Origin of the sequence: Actinacidiphila acidipaludis, from assembly GCF_019890725.1 — a bacterium.
GTDB lineage: Bacteria > Actinomycetota > Actinomycetes > Streptomycetales > Streptomycetaceae > Actinacidiphila > Actinacidiphila acidipaludis.
In genome coordinates this window covers 232,098-249,382 of sequence record NZ_JAINZZ010000003.1, presented here as the reverse complement: position 1 = coordinate 249,382, position 17,285 = coordinate 232,098, and the positions used below count along the sequence as shown (strand labels likewise).

Genomic DNA, 17,285 nt, shown 5'->3' with positions numbered 1-17,285 from the left:
GCCGCACCCCAGGGCAGTTTCACAGCAGCAACAGCCCTTACGCACAAGTGACGTGATTTCGCTCTCCGCGACCGGGCGGGAACCCACCGTGGGGGCAACGTTTTCCCTGGTTCGGCGGGATGCGGCGCGATTCTGCGGGGTGCTGGAGGGCCGCGGGGGGCCGCCGCGGCCCAGGCGGTCAGGACAGCCACGCCGTGCGGGTCGCCGGCATCCCCGAATCGCCGTCCTCGGGGGTGCGCACCGCCAGCACCTGGTTCACGCCGATCCTGTTGCGCTGGAACGAGACAGCCGAGGCCGCCATGTACAGCCGCCACACCCGCGCCCGGCCCTCGGAGGTCGCGGCGACGGCGGCCGGCCACCCGGCCTCCAGATTGGCCACCCAGGCACGCAGGGTGCGGGCGTAGTGCTCGCGCAGCGCCTCCACGTCGCGCACCTCGAAGCCGGCCTCCTCCAGCCGGGCCACGGTGGTGCCGACGGGCGACAGCTCCCCGTCGGGGAAGACGTAGCGGTCGATGAACTCGTCGACGTGGTAGCCCTCCTCGTCGCGCAGCGGCCGCCGGCCGATCTGGTGGTTGAGCAGCCGTCCGCCCGGCCGCACCAGCCCGTACAGGGTGCGGGCGTACTCCAGGTAGCGCTCGCTGCCGACGTGCTCGGCCATCCCGATCGAGGAGATCGCGTCGTACGGGCCGTCCCTGACGTCGCGGTAGTCCTGGACGCGGATCTCGATCTGCGCGGTGAGCCCGGCGTCGGCGATGCGCTTGCGGGCGTACGCGGCCTGTTCGACGGACAGGGTGATGCCGGTGGCGCGCACCCCGTAGTGCTCGGCGGCGTGCAGCACCATCGAGCCCCAGCCGCAGCCGACGTCCAGCAGTCGCTGTCCGGGCCGCAGGTCCAGCTTGCGGCAGACCAGGTCGAGCTTGGCCCGCTGTGCGTCGTCCAGGCCGGCCGGGCCCGCCTCGGCGGCCTCCGGGCCCCATACCGCGCAGGAGTAGACCATGGTCGGCCCGAGGACCAGTTCGTAGAAGTCGTTGCCGACGTCGTAGTGGTGGGAGATGGCCGCCTTGTCGCGGCGCTTGGTGTGCGCGATGCCGGTCCGGCGGCGCACCTCCTCCGGTGGCGCGGCGGGTGGCAGCCCTGGGCCGGACAGGGCCAGCGCGCTGCGGGCCAGCCGGTACGTCCCCGGGTCGCGCAGCACCGTCGCGGCCCGGCGGACCGCCTCGGCGGTGCCGCGGACGGGGCCGGGGGCGGGGCCGGTTTCCGGCCGCTCCCACAGGAGTCCGGAGAGCAGGTCCAGTGCCTGGAAGAGGTCGCCTTCGATGTCCAGGTCACCGGCCACCCAGGCGCGGGCCAGGCCCAGTTCTCCGGGCCGCCAGAGCAGGCGGCGCAGGGCCTTGCGCCGGGTGAGGACCAGTACGGGTGCGCCGGAGGGCCCGGCCTCGGTGCCGTCCCAGGCGCGTACGCGCAGCGGGAACGCAGTCGAGAGGGCGTGCTCGGCGAGTTCGAGGATGCGAGAAGCCGCGTCAGCCATGCTCTGAGGTTACGACCGGAAATCGACCCTGACCCGGATATCTACCTTGCGGATACACGTAGTTGACCCGGAAGGCCCCAGGCCGGCGGTCCCGGGGCCCGCGGCGGCGGCCCGGGAGGCCGTTCGCGGGTGTTCCCGGATACGCCGAAGGGCGCCCGCACCACGGATGGCGGGCGCCCTTCGGCGTCGTGCGCTGTGCGCTGTGTCGCCGCGTGTCACTGAGCCGCCGGCCGGCCGCGGTCGCCGGCGCGCTCAGGCGCCGGCGGCGGGCGGACGTCGGGTCGTCAGGACGCGGCGGCCTTCTCGGCGGGCGCGGCCGGGGCCGGGACAGCCGGGGCGGCCTGGGCCGGGATCGGACGGGCGGCCTCGTAGAACTCCTCGCGCGGGTGCTCGATCGCACCGAGCGAGACGACCTCGCGCTTGAGGAACATACCCAGCGTCCAGTCGGCGAGGACCCGGATCTTGCGGTTCCAGGTCGGCACCGCAAGGCCGTGGTAGCCACGGTGCATGTACCAGGCCAGACGGCCCTTGAGCTTGATCTTCGTCTTGCCGAGGACGATCATCGCGACGCCCTTGTGCAGGCCGAGGCCCGCGACGGCGCCCTTGTTGGCGTGCTTGTACTCGCCCTGCGGGAAGCCCCGCATGCCCGAGACCACGTTGTCGCCGAGGACCTTGGCCTGGCGCAGCGCGTGCTGGGCGTTCGGCGGGCACCAGGCGCCCTCGCCGGCGGCGAGGTCGGGGATCTGGGCGTTGTCGCCGGCGGCCCAGATGTAGTCCGTGCCCTGGACCTGGAGGGTCGCCGCGGTGTCCACGTGACCGCGGGGGCCGAGCGGCAGGCCGAAGCGGGCCAGCGCCGGGTTCGGCTTCACACCGGCGGTCCACACGATGGTGGAGGCGTCGACCTCGAGCCCGTTGGCGAGCACCACGTGCTTGTCGACGCAGGACTTCATCGAGGTGTTGAGGTAGACCTCGATGCCGCGCTCCTGGAGGTGCTCCAGGCCCCACTTGCCGAGCTGCGGGCCGACCTCGGGGAGGATCTTGTCCGCGGCGTCGACGAGGATGAAGCGCATGTCCTCGCGCTTGACGTTCGGGTAGTACTTGGCGGCGTCGCGGGCCATGTCCTCGACCTCGCCGATGGTCTCCGCGCCGGCGAACCCGCCGCCGACGAAGACGAAGGTCAGAGCCTTGCGGCGGACGTCCTCGTCCGTCGTGGAGTCGGCCTTGTCCAGCTGCTCCAGGACGTGGTTGCGCAGGCCGATGGCCTCCTCGACACCCTTCATACCGATGCCGTTCTCGGCCAGGCCGGGGATCGGGAAGGTCCGGGAGACCGCGCCGAGCGCGATCACCAGGTAGTCGAAGGGCAGCTCGTAGGACTCACCCACGAGCGGCTCGACCGAGGCGACCTTGCGGTCCTGGTCGATGGTGGTGACCCGTCCGGTGAGCACCTCCGCCCCGGGAAGCACGCGTCGCAGCGGGACGACGACATGCCGCGGGGAGATGCTGCCGGCTGCGGTTTCGGGGAGGAAGGGCTGGTACGTCATGTACGAGCGCGGGTCGACGACCGTGACGGTCGCCTCGCCGTACCGCATCTTCTTCATGATGCGACGCGCCGCGTACAGGCCGACGTAACCGCCGCCTACTACGAGGATCCGTGGACGCTCCGTGGTGCTCATGCTTTGAGTATGGAGCACGGTCGAGGGGGGTCCTCGTGAGCCCCTTCACAAGGTGATGGACACCCTGTGCTACACTGCGCGGCTTCATGACCTGGGGCTCGGTCCGCCGCGCGGGCCGCAGCGGTCCCCCGCCGTTTATACATGGCGCTGAGCAGCGTTGATCGTCCGGCGGACGGCTGGGACGGTGCGGTGCGCGGGCCCCCGGAATCCCCGACGCGCCAGGGATTCCAGGGGAATTGGGGCGGTGGACCTTGGAAAGTCGGGCCTCCGTCCGGGAACTTCATGTGAAGAGTTTCACAAAGGTTGTCGCCGGACCACGATCCGGACACCCGGCAGGCCGCTCACCAGGAACGGCGCACCCTCAGCTGAGCACGCTCCAGGCGATTCCGTCGAGGATGTCGTGCTCGCTGACCACGACCTCCTTGGCCCCGACGCGCTCCATGACGCGCAGCAGGACGAGCGCCCCGGCGGCAATCACGTCGACCCGGCCCTCGTGGATGACGGGCTGCGCGGCGCGCTCGGCGTGGGTGGCCGCCAGCAGGCGGGCGCTGATCCGCCGGACCTGCTCCAGCGGCACCCGCGAGTGGTGGATGACGGTGGAGTCGTAGACCTCCAGGCCGAGCGCGAGCGCGGCGACCGTGGTCACCGAACCGGCCAGCCCGACCAGGGTGCGCGCCTCGTCGAGCGGCACCGAACGGGCCGCCTCGTCCAGCGCGGCGTCGATGTCCGCGGTCATCGCGGCGACCTGCCCGGGCGTGGGCGGGTCGGTGACGGCGCCGTCGTGGACCAGGTGCCGCTCGGTCATCCGCACGCAGCCGACGTCCACCGAGCGGGCGGCCCGCACGGAACCGTCCCCGAGGACGAACTCGGTGGAGCCGCCGCCGATGTCGACGACCAGATAGGGCGTCTGCAGGCCGTGCTCGCCGGTGAGTTCGCGGGTGGCGCCGGTGAAGGAGAACTCCGCCTCCTGGTCGCCGCTGATCACCTCGGGCTCGACGCCCAGGATGGCGACCACGCCGCGCACGAAGTCGTCACGGTTCTCCGCGTCACGCGAGGCGGAGGTGGCCACGAAGCGGATCCGCTCGGTGGGCACGCCGTGCTCGCGGATCACCTCGGCGTACTCCCGGCACGCCGCGAAGGTCCGCTCCAGCGCCTCCGGCGCGAGGCGCCCGGTGCGGTCCACGCCCTGCCCGAGCCGCACGATCCGCATCCTGCGGTCGAGGTCGCGCAGTTCACCGGTCTCCGGGTCGAGGTCGGCGACGAGCAGACGGATGGAGTTGGTGCCGCAGTCCACAGCGGCGACGCGCGTGCTCACGCGGACTCCTCGGGGGTGGCGTCGGGGGTCGTCGCGGCCGCCGTCGCGGAGCCGCCCGCCTCGGGGTCGGGCGCCGTGACGGTGCCGTCCTCGGTCACCGTCACGCAGGGACCCTTCGCCCACCAGTCGGGCAGCAGGTCGAGCGTCTCGTCGCCGAGCGGGTTGACGCCGCGGCCGACCGCCAGCGCGTGGCCGGCCAGCACGTGCAGGCACTTGACCCGGTCCGGCATGCCGCCGGCGCTGGGGAAGCCCTCCAGCACCTCGACGGCGTCGCGGCGGGCGATGTAGTCCTCGTGCGCGGCGCGGTAGCCGGCGGCCAGTTCCTCGTCCCCGGCCAGCCGGGCCGTCATCCGCTTCATCACGCCGTCCGCCTCCAGCGTCCCGATCGCGGAGGCCGCGCGCGGGCACGTCAGGTAGTACAGCGTCGGGAAGGGCGTGCCGTCCTCCAGCCGCGGCTGGGTCTCGACCACGTCCGGGTTGCCGCAGGGACAGCGGTGGGCGACGGCCCGCAGACCGCGCGGCGGGCGGCCCAACTGGGCGCGTACGGCGGCGATGTCGGCCGCGCTGGGCGGCGTGGGGACCGGCGGCGGAGTCGGGATGGAGTCCTCGGAGCTGTTCATGAGCCGTTCTGAAGCCTTCCGCCTCCGCGGGAGGCATGTCGGGTGCGCGGGTCGGGCGCGGGTCCGGGCGCTGGGCGCGCCGGCCGCGGTCCCGCGCGATGCGGGGTCAGTGCGGTGCGGGGTCAGTGCGGTGCGGGTCAGTGCGAACGGGGGGCGGCGGCCGCGTCGGCCCGGTCCACGCCGTTCCAAAGATTGTCGTACCACGGGCGGTGGGCCGCAGCCTCGCTGGTCGCGCGGTGCTCGGCCGCCGGGTCGCCGGCGGGGGCCGGCGCGCCCGCGACCTGGTAGCCGGTCTCCCCCGGCATCAGGTAGTGCAGGTGCTCCCGGGCCTGGGCGCGGACGTAGTCCGGGTCCTGCCAGCGGGCCTTCTCCTGGCGCAGCTGCTCCACCTTGTTCTCCGCCTCGCGCGCCTGGCGGCGCTGGTCGGCGATATCGGAGCGCTGGGCGACGTACTGCCGCATCGGATAGGCCAGGGCCACCACCAGGGCGCACAGCACGAGGGCGAGCAGGGCGGCGCGGCCGGTCAGCTTGTTGCGCCGCACCGGGCGCCGGGTCGCGGCCCGGTACACCCGCGCCTGCGCCTCCTGCCCGATGGCCTTCAGCCGGGCCGCGGTGGAGAACCGGTCCGCCCCCACGAGTCACTCCCCTCGTCGCCGTCACGCGCACGTCCCCGCCCACGGTACGGGACCGGGTGCGGGGACGTACGGAGCGGCGGTGACGGCACGAGCCGCAGTGCGGTGCGGTGCCGAGCTGTGCTGCCGGGTGATCAGCCCTTGAAGCGCGGGAAGGCGCTGCGGCCGGCGTAGACCGCGGCGTCGTCCAGGATCTCCTCGATGCGCAGGAGCTGGTTGTACTTGGCGACGCGCTCGGAGCGGGCCGGGGCACCGGTCTTGATCTGGCCGCAGTTCACCGCGACGGCCAGGTCGGCGATGGTGACGTCCTCGGTCTCGCCGGAGCGGTGCGACATCATGCACTTGTAGCCGTTGCGCTGGGCCAGCTCGACCGCGTCCAGCGTCTCGGTGAGCGAACCGATCTGGTTCACCTTCACCAGCAGCGCGTTGGCGGTGCCGTTGTCGATGCCCTTCTGCAGGCGCTCGGGGTTGGTGACGAACAGGTCGTCGCCGACGAGCTGCACCTTGGCGCCGAGCTTGTCGGTGATGGTCTTCCAGCCGTCCCAGTCGTCCTCGAACAGCGGGTCCTCGATGGAGACCAGCGGGTAGGCGTCGACCAGCTCCGCGTAGTACTCGGTCATCTCGGCGGCCGAGCGGGACTTGCCCTCGAACGCGTAGGCGCCGTCCTTGTAGAACTCGGAGGCGGCCACGTCCAGCGCGAGCGCGACGTCCTGGCCGGGGGTGTAGCCGGCGAGCTTGATGGCCTCGAGGATGAGGTCGAGGGCCTCGCGGTTGGAGCCGAGGTTCGGGGCGAAGCCGCCCTCGTCGCCCAGGCCGGTGGACAGGCCGCGGGACTTCAGCACGCCCTTGAGCGTGTGGTAGACCTCGGCGCCCCAGCGGACGGCCTCGGAGAAGGACTCCGCGCCGATCGGGGCGATCATGAACTCCTGGATGTCGACGTTGGAGTCCGCGTGCGAGCCGCCGTTGAGGATGTTCATCATCGGCACCGGCAGGATGTGCGCGTTCGGTCCGCCGAGGTAGCGGAAGAGCGGCAGGTCGGACGCCTCGGAGGCGGCGTGCGCGACGGCGAGCGAGACGCCGAGGATGGCGTTGGCGCCGAGCGAGGACTTGTCCGGGGTCGCGTCCAGGTCGAACATCGCCTGGTCGATCAGCCGCTGCTCGGTGGCGTCGTAGCCGACGAGCTCCGGGCCGATCTGCTCGATCACCGCGAGGACGGCCTTCTCGACGCCCTTGCCCTGGTAACGGTTCTTGTCGCCGTCACGGAGCTCGAGGGCCTCGAAGGCGCCGGTGGAGGCGCCGGACGGCACGGCGGCACGGCCGGTGCTGCCGTCGTCGAGGCCGACCTCGACCTCGACGGTGGGGTTGCCTCGCGAGTCGAGGATTTCCCGGGCTACGACGACGTCGATGGACGGCACGTTGTCTCCTTCAGAGAGCTGAGATGTCTTCTCGCCTTTTTCGGGACGAGCCTAACCGCCCGGGACCCGTGGACCGGCTGTCGGCCCGACCCCTGAGACGGAAGTCGGGCGCCCGGACGGCCCAGCGGCGGGGCCACGAGCCCGGTGACGGGCCGGGGCGACGAGCCGCGGCGACGAGCCGGGGTGACGACGACCCCGCCCCCGGCACGCCTGGGGATCCAGGGGGAGTGCGTGCGGGGGCGGGGTCGCGGGGGGACGGTTCGCAATCGTCGCGTGGCCGGCCGGTGAGCAGCCGGGCGTCAGCGGGCGGTCGGCCGGTCTTCGGCCGGCGGTCAGCCCAGGGTCAGGTGCTGGCCCGGGTAGATCAGGTCGGCGTTCTTGACCGTGTCCTTGTTCAGCTCGAACAGCTTGTGCCAGCCGCCGGAGACGTGCTGCGCCTTGGCGATCTTGGACAGGGTGTCGCCGGCGTGGACGACGTAGCTGCCGTGGCCCTTGGCGTGGTGCGTCCAGGTGCTCTTCTTCCACGAGGTGGCGCTGTGGGAGGAGGTCGAGGACGAGGTGGAGCTCTTGGTGCTCGACGAGCTGGAGGAGCTGGCCTGGGTGGAGGAGGACGAGCTGGAGGAGCTCGACGAACCGCCGGTGTTGATGTCGGGGGACGGGCCACCGGCGGTCAGGCCGCCGGCCGGGGCGCAGGTCCAGGCGGACGGGCCCTGCATCGCGAGCAGCTTCTCGGCGACGGCTATCTGCTGGTCCTTGGTGGCCAGGTCGGCGCGCGAGGCGTACTGCAGGCCGCCGGCCGCGGCCCAGCTGGACTGCGAGAACTGCAGGCCGCCGTAGTAGCCGTTGCCGGTGTTGATGTGCCAGTTGCCGCCGGACTCGCACTGCGCCACGGCGTCCCAGGTGGCGACCGAGGCGGCGGAGGAGGAGGTGGCGCCGATCAGCGGAACGGCGATCGCGGTGCCGGCGACGCCGGCGACGGAAGCGAGACGGACGAGCGTCTTGCTCGAGGGACGACGGTGCTTACCCATGGTGTTAGTCCTCACCGACGCCTGCGAGGTCAGCTGTCGGGTTCGGACGTGAGCTGCCCGGCCTGGCCGCGTCGCGGCGCTATCGGCTTCACCCCTAGCCGGCCCGGCTCCGTACGTACCGCAGCGGATTGCTGTCCGGTGCTGCGCGCGTACGTCCGCCGGTCCGGCGGAAGACTTGTGGGTCCCCCGCTCCTGCCTACGGCGCTCTCGCGTCGACTGTTCCCGTCGGCCGGCGGCAGGACTCGGCGTTCCGATCCGGCGGGGCTCGCTGTGGCGAGCGAGAAGACGTTAAACACACCCTCGCGAGGAGTTCAAACGATCCGATATCGGGCGCCAACTGCGCCCGCATGTTCGGCCGGTGGGGTAAACCGCAGGTCGGAGGGGTCGATCTCAGCGCTCCGCGAGCGGACGGTCACAGCGGCCGGGGAGACCCTTGTCACATCCCGGAGGGGGCGACGGAAAGCGGTTCGTCCGTTTTGTCTTCCGGCCGCCATGACCCTTGATTTCAGCCGAGGTTGAGGATCTGTCCGGGTTTGATGAGATTCGGGTCGTCGCCGATCACTTGGTGGTTGGTGTCGTAGAGCGCGTGCCACCCACCCTGGACGTGATGGCCCGACGCGATCGAGGAGAGCGTGTCGCCGAGGCCGATGCGGTAGGCGCCCGTTCCCGAAGTGCCCGAGTTGTCGCCCTTGTTGGCGTTACCCGGGGTAGCCGACGACGAGCCGGTCGCGTCCTGACCGGTCGTGGAGTACAGCTCGGTGCGGCTGGCCCGGTCGGCGGCCGCGAGCTCCTCGTCGGTCGGGCTGTACGGCTTGGCGTGCCGTCCGCCGCCCTGGCCGGGGTCCGCGGGCGTGGTCGCGCCGTCGGCCGGCGTCGTGGTGGACGGCGGTGTGCCGGGGACGCCGGGCGTGGTCCCCTGGGCGTCACCGGACGTGGTGGCCCCCGTGGTCGGCGGCGCGGACTCCGGGTCGGTGTTGGAGCCGCCCGTGTCGCCGGAGCCGTCCTGATCGCCGTAGCCGCCGGAGCCGTTCGCGTCGCCGGAGCCGTTCTGGCCGCCGGAGGCGGCGGGGCCGGTCGCCGGCGACGTGGACGGCGTGCCGGCGGTGCTGTCACCGCTCGGCGAACCGGCCGTCGGCGTCGCGGGGACGTCCGGCAGTGTGGGCAGCGGCAGGCCCGGCAGGGTCGGCCTGGGCGAAGGGGTGCCGGGGTCCACGTCCGGCTTGGACGTGTCCTTCTGCAGCCCGGTCTTCTTCTCGCAGCCGGGCCACGCGTCCGGGCCGAGCCCCTCGAGGATCCGCTCGGCCACGGTGATCTGCTGGGCGCGGGACGCCAGGTCCGGACGGTCGGCGTACTCGCCGCCGCCGAACTCGACCCAGGTCGTCTGGGTGATGGCCAGCCCGCCGTAGAAGCCGTTGCCGGTGTTCGCACTCCACAGGCCGCCGGTCTCGCAGACGGCGACCCTGTCCCAGGTGCTGCTGTCCGCGGCCTGGGCGACGGTCGCCCCCAGCAGCGGAAGCGCGATCCCGGCGCCGGTCGCGGCCGCGGTCGCGACGGTCACGACGGCGGCCGGGGTGGGACGGGGACGCCGGTGCCTGCCGTTACCGGACGAGAGCATGCGGTACGCCTTTCGTTTGGCCGTACGCGCCGGCGCGGGCGTCCGCCGTGGGGGCGGCGGTGCGGCCACCCGGCGGCAGCCCGAGCCTGTGGGGCGGCGCGCGGCGCGAGCCGTGGATGCCTCGCGCTGATCGCAGAACGTAGCGGTGTTGGCCAACGGATCACAAGTCGATGTAGCGGTCATCACGTCGCGGTCACGGAGGTGACGGTGTGTCACCGTGCCTGCCCCGCACGGCCGCCGGCTCCGGCGTGAAGGCCACCGGCAGGGTGCGCAGTCCACGCATGATCAGACCCCCGCGCCAGCGCAGATCCTCCGGTTCCGCGGCGAGCCGCAGATCGGGCAGCCGGGTCAGCAGCGTGGCGAGCGCGGTCCTCGCCTCCAGCCGGGCCAGCGGCGCGCCCAGGCAGTAGTGGATGCCGTGCCCGTACCCGAGATGGGGGTTGTCGCGGCGGGCCAGGTCGACGGTGTCGGGCCCGGCGAACCGCCCGGGATCACGGTCCGCCGCCGCCAGCACGACCAGGACCGGGTCCCCCGCGGCCACCGGCTGCCCGCCGATGGTCAGCGGCTCGGTGGCGTACCGCCAGGTGGCGAGCTCCACCGGACCGTCGAAACGCAGCAGTTCCTCGACCGCCGTCTCCAGCAGGCCCTCCTCGCCGCGCGCCAGCGACTCCTGCAGGGCGGCGCGCTGCGCGGGGTGGCGCAGCAGGGTGTGCATCCCGTTGCCGATCAGGTTGACCGTCGTCTCGAACCCGGCGAACAGCAGGATGAAGGCCATCGCGGCGGCCTCGTTCTCCGTCAGGTGCTCGCCGTGGTCGCTCGCCCGGATCAGCCCGGAGATCAGGTCGTCGCCGAGGTCGCCGCGCTTGCGGTGGATCAGCTCCACCAGATACGCCCGCATCCGCTTGACCGAGCGCGCGACGCCGCCGCGCGGGCCGCCGCCGTGACGGATCATCATCCCGGCCCAGTCACGGAAGTCGTCCTGGTCCTCGGGCGGCACGCCCAGCAGGTCGCAGATCGCGTAGATCGGCAGCGGGAACGCGAACGCGTGGATGAGATCCGCGTGCCCCTCGGCGGCGAACCCGTCGATGAAGCGGTCCGTCAGCTCGGCGACGCGCGGGGCGAACGCGGCGACCCGGCGGGGGGTGAACGCCTTCGACACCAGCCGCCGCAGCCGGGTGTGGTCCGGCGGGTCGATGTTCAGCAGATGCGTCATCAGGTCCGCGCCGCGCTCCCCCGGAATGCCGGTCTTGCCCCGCGCGCCGGCCTCGTCCGCGTGGTGCACCGGGTTCTTGCTCAGCCGCGCGTCGGCCAGCGCCTCTCGCGCGTCCGCGTACCGGGTCACCAGCCAGGCGTCCACGCCGCTCGGCAGCCGCGTCCAGCGCACCGGCGCGTGCTCGCGCAGCCACGCGTAGGCGGGGTACGGGTCGGTGGCGAACTCCCACGAGAAGAGTTCGGGCATCCCCTCGGGGCCGGGGACGGCGACGGGCGCGGCCGGGGTGCCGGCGCCGGGGCGGTGGGGGTCACGGGCGGCGGGTTCGGGGGCCGCCGGTTCGGGAGCGGATCCGGGGTCGCGGACGGGGCGGGGGTCGCGGGCGGGGCGGGGGTCGCGGGCGGGGCGGGCGTCGGGGCGGGGGTCGTTCACCCCTCGACGGTATCGGCCGCCGTGACCCGCCCGGCCGCCGCGGCCAGGGCGTCCCTGCTCAGGCGGTCGGCCTGCCGGGTGGTCTCCGGCAGCCGGTAGGCGGGCGCGAGGGCGAGCACCTGCGCGCAGGCCGTCGGCAGATCGACGAGGTGGCCGGTGGAGACGTAGACCGGTTTCACGCCGTCCTGCGTCCGCAGGACCCGCCCGACGGTCTCGCCCGCGTCGACCAGGTCCGCGGACGAACCGCGGGACCCGCCGAGCGCCGCCGGGTCGAAGGTGCCGACGAAGGGCGTCTTGGCGACACCCGCGGTCGGCAGGCCGGTGAGCACCCCGAGGTGGCAGGCCAGTCCGAAGCGCCGCGGGTGGGCCAGGCCGTGCCCGTCGCACAGCAGCAGCTCGGGCGTGGTCCGCAGGGCGCGCAACGCCTCGACCAGCACCGGGAGTTCCCGATAGGCAAAGAGACCGGGGATGTAGGGGAAGGTGCTCGTCGCGGTGGCGGTGGCGCGCTCGACCACCTCCAGCGTGGCGGTGTCGATCACCACGACGGCGGCCGCGACCAGATCGCCGGTGGCGCGCCCGTCGCCGGCGTAGGCCACGTCCAGCCCGGCGACCAGGCGCGGGTGCGCCGGGCCCGGGCCGCGGTGGTCGGCCAGCGGCCGCAGCCGGTCCTGCAGGGCGAGCGCGGCGGCCTCGTCGGCCGGCCAGGCGGAGGGGACGTCGATGTGCACGGTCAGCCGTTCCCGTCGTCGCGGCGCTCGGTCGCGTCGCCGGCCTCCGCCTCTTCCCCTTCTTCCCCTTCTTCCCCCGGCCGCATGTCCCGCTCCGCGCCCGGGTCGGCCTCACCCCAGGGCGTGGTGTCGGCCGGGTCCGGGCCGGACACCGCCTCGCGTGCCTCGGTCTCCGCCCGGCGCAGCGCCTCCCGGTAGCGGCGGGCGGCGTGGCGCAGGGCGGCCTCGGGGTCGACGCCGGCGCTCTGCGCGGTCGCCGCCTCGGCGAGCAGGTGGTCGCCGAGCGCGGTCTCGTCGTCGTACAGCGGCGCGGGCGGGGTGACCGGCAGCGGCAGATCCGCGCCACGGGCACGCCCGGCGAGCTTGGCGGCCAGCGCGAGCGCGGGCGAGGCCAGCGGCACGCCGTCGGTGACGGAGTCGCGGGCCTTCTCCACGCCCTTGAGCCGCACCCAGTTCGCCTGCACCTGCTCGGGGGTCTCCGCGACCTCGTCGCCGTAGATGTGCGGATGCCGGTGGACGAGCTTGGCGACCAGCCCGGCGGCCACGTCGTCGATGCCGAACGGCTCCTCGGGGTCGCCCTCGGCGATCGCGGCGTGGAAGACCACCTGGAGCAGGACGTCGCCGAGCTCCTCCTTGACCGCCTCCCGGTCGCCCTCCTCGATCGCCTCGACCAGTTCGTACATCTCCTCGATGCCGTACTTGGCGAGGTCCTCGTGGGTACGCAGGCTGCTCCACGGGCACTCGGCCCGGATCCGGTCCATCACCTGCACCAGGTCGATCAGCCGTGCGCCGGGCAGATCCCAGGAACCGGGCAGCAGTTCCAGGTCGGGCATCTGCACGCGTCCCGAACCGCCGAGCCGCGCGAGCTCGTCGGTGACGGCCGGCGACGCCCCGCCGGACGGCGGCAGATACACCACGGTGCGGCCGCCCTCGGTGGCGTCGACCAGTTCGCGCCCGCTCGGGTCCGCCACCTCGCAGCGGACGCCGGCCTCGCGCAGATAGGGCAGCTGCGGGTGCCCCGGATCGGCGCACACCACCAGGTCGGCCTCCCGCAGCACCTGCCACGCGGGCCAGGAGAGCTGTCCGGGCGCGACCCGGTGGCTGGTGGTGAGCAGGACCAGGCGGCCGGGCGGCACGGCGCCGTCGGGCTCCGCGGGGGCGTTCACGTCGTTCACCCCTCGAACGTACCCCGCCGCGCGGACAGCCGGATCACGCGCCGGTGGGCGCCGCGACCTGGGTCTTGCTCACCACCCACGGGTCGGTCTCGGTACCGATGGTGCCCTTCTTCGCGTCCCAGGTGCCGTAGCGCGGGTTGATCCGCACGCCTAGGCGCTGGGAGGTCTTCACCACCGCCTGCTGCAGCGCCGCGTTGCCGCCGTCGCTGCCCGGCTGGTAGCCCAGGTTCTGGATGATCTTGGAGAAGGCGACGTTGCGGCGGAAGAAGTGGTCGATGTCGCCGGGCGCGACGCCGTACTGCGTCAGCAGCGTGGTGTCGAGTTCGGCCTCGTTCCCGTTGAACTGCTGGAGCGCGGCGGTGTGTTCCTGCTGCACCTCGCCCGGTGTGACGGACAGCCCGGCGTCGGTCAGCGTGCGGTCGAGGACCTCGTCCTCGACGAGCCGGCCCAGCAACTGGCTCGGCAGATTGCCCGCCGAGTCCAGCAGCTGCTGGCCCTGCGGCGACTTGGCGGCTGCGCTGCGCAGGTCGTTGACCTGCGACTGCAGCGTGGCCATGGTGATCCGGTGGTCGCCCACGACGGCCGCGGCGCCCGCGTGCGCCGGACTCGATCCGCACGCGGTGAGCGCGGGGGATGCGAGCAGCAGCGCTGCGGCGGCCAACGAGACGGCGGTGCGACGGCGGACCATGGTGCCTCCCGGCAGGAGAACGAACCTCGCGCTGACGAAAATGATCGCCCCGAGCCTATTTCCCCGGCCCCGCCGATATCCAGCACTCCGCAGAACCCGATCACCCGGGACGCCGCCCGGGGCGCGGATCCCGCGCCGGAAGCGGGCGGTTGCGCCCCGGTTCGCGCCGTCCGTCCGGGTGTCGGCGGGGTGTCAGACGACGGCGACCGGCGCGTCCCACGCGTCGCGGTCCACGGTCACGCTCGCCCCGCCGTACGACTCCTTCTGGTTCACCAGGTACTGGTGGCCGCGCCGGTGCCCGGTGTACAGGCCCGAGGAGAACGGGAAGCCGGTCGTGGTGGACGCGTTGCCGTCGTACTTGGCGTACCAGAGCGCGTCGGGCATGCCGGGGGTCGTGCTCTTCGCCTGGGCGACGACGGCGGCGCTGGAGGAGGTGAAGCCGTAGAAGCCGGCCCAGTAGTCGTGGACGTGCAGCGCCCGGTCCCACGCCCGGATGTAGCTGAGGACGGACGACACGCACGAGGTGTCGCTGGAGTCGAACGCCTCCATGTCCAGGTAGATCGCGCTGCCCGCCCGCATCCCGAGCGCCTGCGCCTTCGCCACCGCGTCGGCCCCGTCGGTCGTGCCGAGCGAGGTCGCGTTGGTGGCGGTGATCCGCTCCGGGTTGGAGCTGGTCTGGCACGGCGGCTGCGCGCCGACGTACAGCGGGACGAGCTTCCAGCCGGCCGTGGTCACCGTCCGCACCCAGGACGAGGTGAGCTGCGGCTGGGCGCAGCCGCGGTTGCGGCCGCCGACGTAGACGGCCGCGGCGCCGTACGGAGAGTGGGCGCGCCAGGCGCTCATCGTGGTGGCCGAGGGCGCCGTGCAGGTGTCGAAGGCGAGCCCGGTGAACACCTTGGCCGCTGTGGACGGCTGCGAGACCCGGCCCGAGAACGACGGCTGGCTGGTGACCCGGGCGGGCATGGTGGCCTTCACGGGCGTGGTGGTGGCCGTGCCGCCGCTCGCGGTGGCCGACGCCGAGGCGGAGGCGCTGCCGCTGGGGATCGCCGACGGGCTCGCCGTGCCGTCCAGCGGCTTGAGCGCCCCGGACGACGCCTGGTCCGACGGGCCGGTGGCGCCGGGCGACGACGACGCCGCCGCGCCCGTGGCCGTTCCGCCGTTCCCGCCGGAGGCGGCCTCCGCCCAGGCCGCACCGCCGGCGATGACGATGACACCGGCGGCAATGGCGGCGTAGCGGTGCCAGCGGGGCTTGGGCAGGCGTCGGTGCGACACGGGACCTCATCAGGTTCGGTGGGCTCATCGCCGGCCGTGTCAGAACGGCCCGGACTCCGGTGATCGCCTCACGGAGCCCAGCAAGTATGACCGTCACCCGAACGCGTTGACAATCAGGGTGGTGAGAGGGGTAAGAGGGCCGCCGAGGGCGGCCGTTACCGGGGTTTTAGGCCGGCCGTGCTCGGATGGCGGGCATGAGCGAATCACCGCGTAGCGAATCACGGCGCACCGAGTCACCGCGCACCGAGTCACTACCTGCCGAGGCACCGCGCGAAGGACATCAGGGCACGGGACCGGGCGCGATCACGCCGGACGGGTGCGCCGTCGACCTCTATGTACGGCTGCCCGTGCGCAACGAACCCGACGTCGTCCAGCAGGCCGTGCCCGCCGGGGCCACCCTCCTGGAACTCGGCTCCGGCGCCGGCCGCGTGACCGGACCGCTCGCCGCCCGCGGCTTCGCCGTGACGGCCGTCGACGAGTCCCGCGCCATGCTGGACCGCGTCGAGGCCCGCGTCCCGGGCGTGCGCACCGTCCACTCCCCGATCGAGACCCTCGACCTCGGCGAGGAGCGCTTCGACGCGGTGCTGCTGGCGTCCTTCCTCGTGCACGCCCCGGACCCTGAGAAGCGGCAGGCCCTGCTGCGCGCCTGCCGACGCCATGTCGCCGACGGCGGCTGCGTCCTCGTCCAGCGCGAGGGCGACGGCTGGCACACCGGGCTGCCGCGTGAGGCGTCCCTCGGCGACGGCGTCTCCCGGGTCCTGTCCTCCGAGCCCGTCGCGCCCGGCGTGCGCTCGGTGCACGTGGAGTACGTCTTCCCCGACGCACGCTGGACGCAGACGTTCCTGTCCCGGCCGCTGGACGCCGCGGAGTTCACCGCCGCGCTGGCCGGCGCCGGGCTCGCCCTCGACACCTACCTCACCGAGGACGGGACCTGGGCGCGGGCGCTGCCGGTGTGAGACGGCCCCCGGGCACCCGTCGGGCACGCGGGCCGGCGGGTGCCCGGCCCGCGGGACGCGGGTCCCTCAGCCGCCGCACTGCGCGAGCATCGCCTGCTTGTCGGCGGTGGTGACGGGCAGCGCGTACTTCAGCGAGACCTGGGCGATCCGGACCGCGTACGAGCAGCGGATCTGCTTGTTCGGCGGCAGCCAGGACGCCGGTCCCGAGTCGCTCTTGGCGCCGTTGGACGGGCCGTCCACCGGGATGAGGTTGAGCGGGTCGTTGGCGATCTGCTCGCGCTTGTCCTTCGACCAGTGGGCCGCGCCCATCTGCCAGTCGTACGACAGCGGCATCACATGGTCGATCTGGATGGTCGTCGCCTTGGACTTCGTCCAGTGGATCGCCTTGCCGGTGTAGGGGTCGTCCAGGGTGAGCGAGATCAGGACGCACTTGGAGCCCGACCGGTAGTGGAGGTCCAGGCCGTCCCGCTTGAGGAGGTCGTTGCGGGTGTCGCAGCCGTTGTGCGCGAACGCGACGCCGTTCGCCGAGTCCATCCACGCCTGGCCGAACTCGGCCCGCGAGTAACCCGTCTTCGGGCCGCGGCCCTTGGTCGCCACCTTCTGGATCAGCGCCCGGGCCTTCGCCTCGTCCGCGGCGGAGGTGATGGCCTTCAGCCCGTCCTTGGTGCCGTCCGGGTTGTCCAGCGGGCTGACGGCCCGGCCGTCGCTCACCACCGGCCCGTTGCCGTCCGCCGCCTGGCCACTGCTCGTGGGGTCCGCCGCCCCGACCGTGGGCTTGCACCCGGCCACACCGAGGGCCGCGGTCAGCGCCATGGCACAGGCGAGGCTCCCCGATATCCGTCTGTCCATGCGGGCGTCCTTTCCCGAACGCTCGTGCCCTGCCCGGGCGTTGAGCGCCGGGCCCTGCAGCTCACCTGCCCGGCTCCGAAGATTTTACGGCTCCGCCTGAGGGGGACGGGGGGGTGCAGGGGTGCGCGGGAGTGCGCGGGGGTGCCGGT

At 73.2% G+C, this 17,285-nt stretch carries 15 protein-coding genes; 1 reads left to right on the top strand and 14 read right to left on the bottom strand.

Annotation, left to right across the window (positions count from 1 at the left end; all coding sequences use genetic code 11):
- Positions 1–178: 178 nt before the first annotated feature.
- The 13 genes from K7862_RS04355 to K7862_RS04295 form a co-directional block, all read right to left on the bottom strand.
- Positions 179–1,528 (bottom strand): class I SAM-dependent methyltransferase, encoded by a 1,350-nt coding sequence (locus tag K7862_RS04355; protein ID WP_222960742.1) that lies wholly within the window; start codon positions 1,526–1,528, stop codon positions 179–181.
- A 284-nt stretch (positions 1,529–1,812) separates the two neighbouring features.
- The gene (locus tag K7862_RS04350; RefSeq protein ID WP_222960741.1) at positions 1,813–3,201 is read right to left on the bottom strand and encodes an NAD(P)/FAD-dependent oxidoreductase; all 1,389 of its coding nucleotides are present in this window, start codon (positions 3,199–3,201) and stop codon (positions 1,813–1,815) included.
- A gap of 361 nt (positions 3,202–3,562) precedes the next feature.
- Complete coding sequence (locus tag K7862_RS04345) at positions 3,563–4,516, bottom strand: Ppx/GppA phosphatase family protein (RefSeq protein WP_222960739.1); 954 nt, start codon at positions 4,514–4,516, stop codon at positions 3,563–3,565.
- Positions 4,513–5,115, bottom strand: a complete 603-nt coding sequence (locus tag K7862_RS04340; protein ID WP_222960909.1) for a DUF501 domain-containing protein — start codon at positions 5,113–5,115, stop codon at positions 4,513–4,515. Before K7862_RS04340 ends, K7862_RS04345 begins: the two co-directional genes overlap by 4 nt.
- A 158-nt stretch (positions 5,116–5,273) precedes the next feature.
- Positions 5,274–5,771: an FtsB family cell division protein gene (locus tag K7862_RS04335; protein ID WP_222960737.1), complete on the bottom strand. Its 498-nt coding sequence runs from the start codon at positions 5,769–5,771 to the stop codon at positions 5,274–5,276.
- 131 nt (positions 5,772–5,902) lie between these two features.
- On the bottom strand, positions 5,903–7,183 hold the full coding sequence (gene eno / locus K7862_RS04330; RefSeq protein ID WP_222960736.1) for a phosphopyruvate hydratase: 1,281 nt from the start codon (positions 7,181–7,183) through the stop codon (positions 5,903–5,905).
- A 332-nt stretch (positions 7,184–7,515) separates the two neighbouring features.
- Positions 7,516–8,211 carry a transglycosylase family protein gene (locus K7862_RS04325; protein WP_222960734.1) on the bottom strand — a complete coding sequence of 232 codons (696 nt, stop codon included), beginning with the start codon at positions 8,209–8,211 and terminating at the stop codon, positions 7,516–7,518.
- 505 nt (positions 8,212–8,716) lie between these two features.
- Entirely contained in the window at positions 8,717–9,826 is a 1,110-nt protein-coding gene (locus K7862_RS04320; protein ID WP_222960732.1) for a LysM peptidoglycan-binding domain-containing protein, read from the bottom strand.
- 193 nt (positions 9,827–10,019) lie between these two features.
- Positions 10,020–11,285, bottom strand: a complete 1,266-nt coding sequence (locus tag K7862_RS04315; protein WP_222960907.1) for a cytochrome P450 family protein — start codon at positions 11,283–11,285, stop codon at positions 10,020–10,022.
- 179 nt (positions 11,286–11,464) lie between these two features.
- Complete coding sequence (locus K7862_RS04310) at positions 11,465–12,202, bottom strand: endonuclease V (RefSeq protein ID WP_262412665.1); 738 nt, start codon at positions 12,200–12,202, stop codon at positions 11,465–11,467.
- Complete coding sequence (locus K7862_RS04305; protein WP_222960728.1) at positions 12,199–13,371, bottom strand: nucleoside triphosphate pyrophosphohydrolase; 1,173 nt, start codon at positions 13,369–13,371, stop codon at positions 12,199–12,201. The genes K7862_RS04310 and K7862_RS04305 overlap by 4 nt, the downstream gene beginning before the upstream one ends.
- Before the next feature lie 34 nt (positions 13,372–13,405).
- Positions 13,406–14,059, bottom strand: a complete 654-nt coding sequence (locus tag K7862_RS04300) for a SurA N-terminal domain-containing protein (RefSeq protein ID WP_222960726.1) — start codon at positions 14,057–14,059, stop codon at positions 13,406–13,408.
- Between the two features lie 192 nt (positions 14,060–14,251).
- Entirely contained in the window at positions 14,252–15,331 is a 1,080-nt protein-coding gene (locus K7862_RS04295) for a glycoside hydrolase domain-containing protein (RefSeq protein ID WP_308011833.1), read from the bottom strand.
- Positions 15,332–15,525: 194 nt separating this feature from the next.
- Here K7862_RS04295 and K7862_RS04290 point away from each other — a divergent pair, with 194 nt between their 5' ends.
- Complete coding sequence (locus K7862_RS04290) at positions 15,526–16,287, top strand: class I SAM-dependent methyltransferase (protein ID WP_222960724.1); 762 nt, start codon at positions 15,526–15,528, stop codon at positions 16,285–16,287.
- A gap of 66 nt (positions 16,288–16,353) precedes the next feature.
- On the opposite strand, the gene K7862_RS04285 is transcribed toward K7862_RS04290, so the two are convergent.
- Positions 16,354–17,136, bottom strand: a complete 783-nt coding sequence (locus K7862_RS04285; RefSeq protein ID WP_262412626.1) for an HNH endonuclease family protein — start codon at positions 17,134–17,136, stop codon at positions 16,354–16,356.
- Between the last annotated feature and the right edge of the window lie 149 nt (positions 17,137–17,285).

Coding starts and splice junctions, on each gene's coding strand:
- K7862_RS04355 (WP_222960742.1), bottom strand. CDS start 1,528: ATGGCTGACGCGGCTTCTCGCATCCTCGAACTCGCCGAGCACGCCCTC.
- K7862_RS04350 (WP_222960741.1), bottom strand. CDS start 3,201: ATGAGCACCACGGAGCGTCCACGGATCCTCGTAGTAGGCGGCGGTTAC.
- K7862_RS04325 (WP_222960734.1), bottom strand. CDS start 8,211: ATGGGTAAGCACCGTCGTCCCTCGAGCAAGACGCTCGTCCGTCTCGCT.
- K7862_RS04320 (WP_222960732.1), bottom strand. CDS start 9,826: ATGCTCTCGTCCGGTAACGGCAGGCACCGGCGTCCCCGTCCCACCCCG.
- K7862_RS04315 (WP_222960907.1), bottom strand. CDS start 11,285: ATGCCCGAACTCTTCTCGTGGGAGTTCGCCACCGACCCGTACCCCGCC.
- K7862_RS04300 (WP_222960726.1), bottom strand. CDS start 14,059: ATGGTCCGCCGTCGCACCGCCGTCTCGTTGGCCGCCGCAGCGCTGCTG.
- K7862_RS04290 (WP_222960724.1), top strand. CDS start 15,526: ATGAGCGAATCACCGCGTAGCGAATCACGGCGCACCGAGTCACCGCGC.
- K7862_RS04285 (WP_262412626.1), bottom strand. CDS start 17,136: ATGGACAGACGGATATCGGGGAGCCTCGCCTGTGCCATGGCGCTGACC.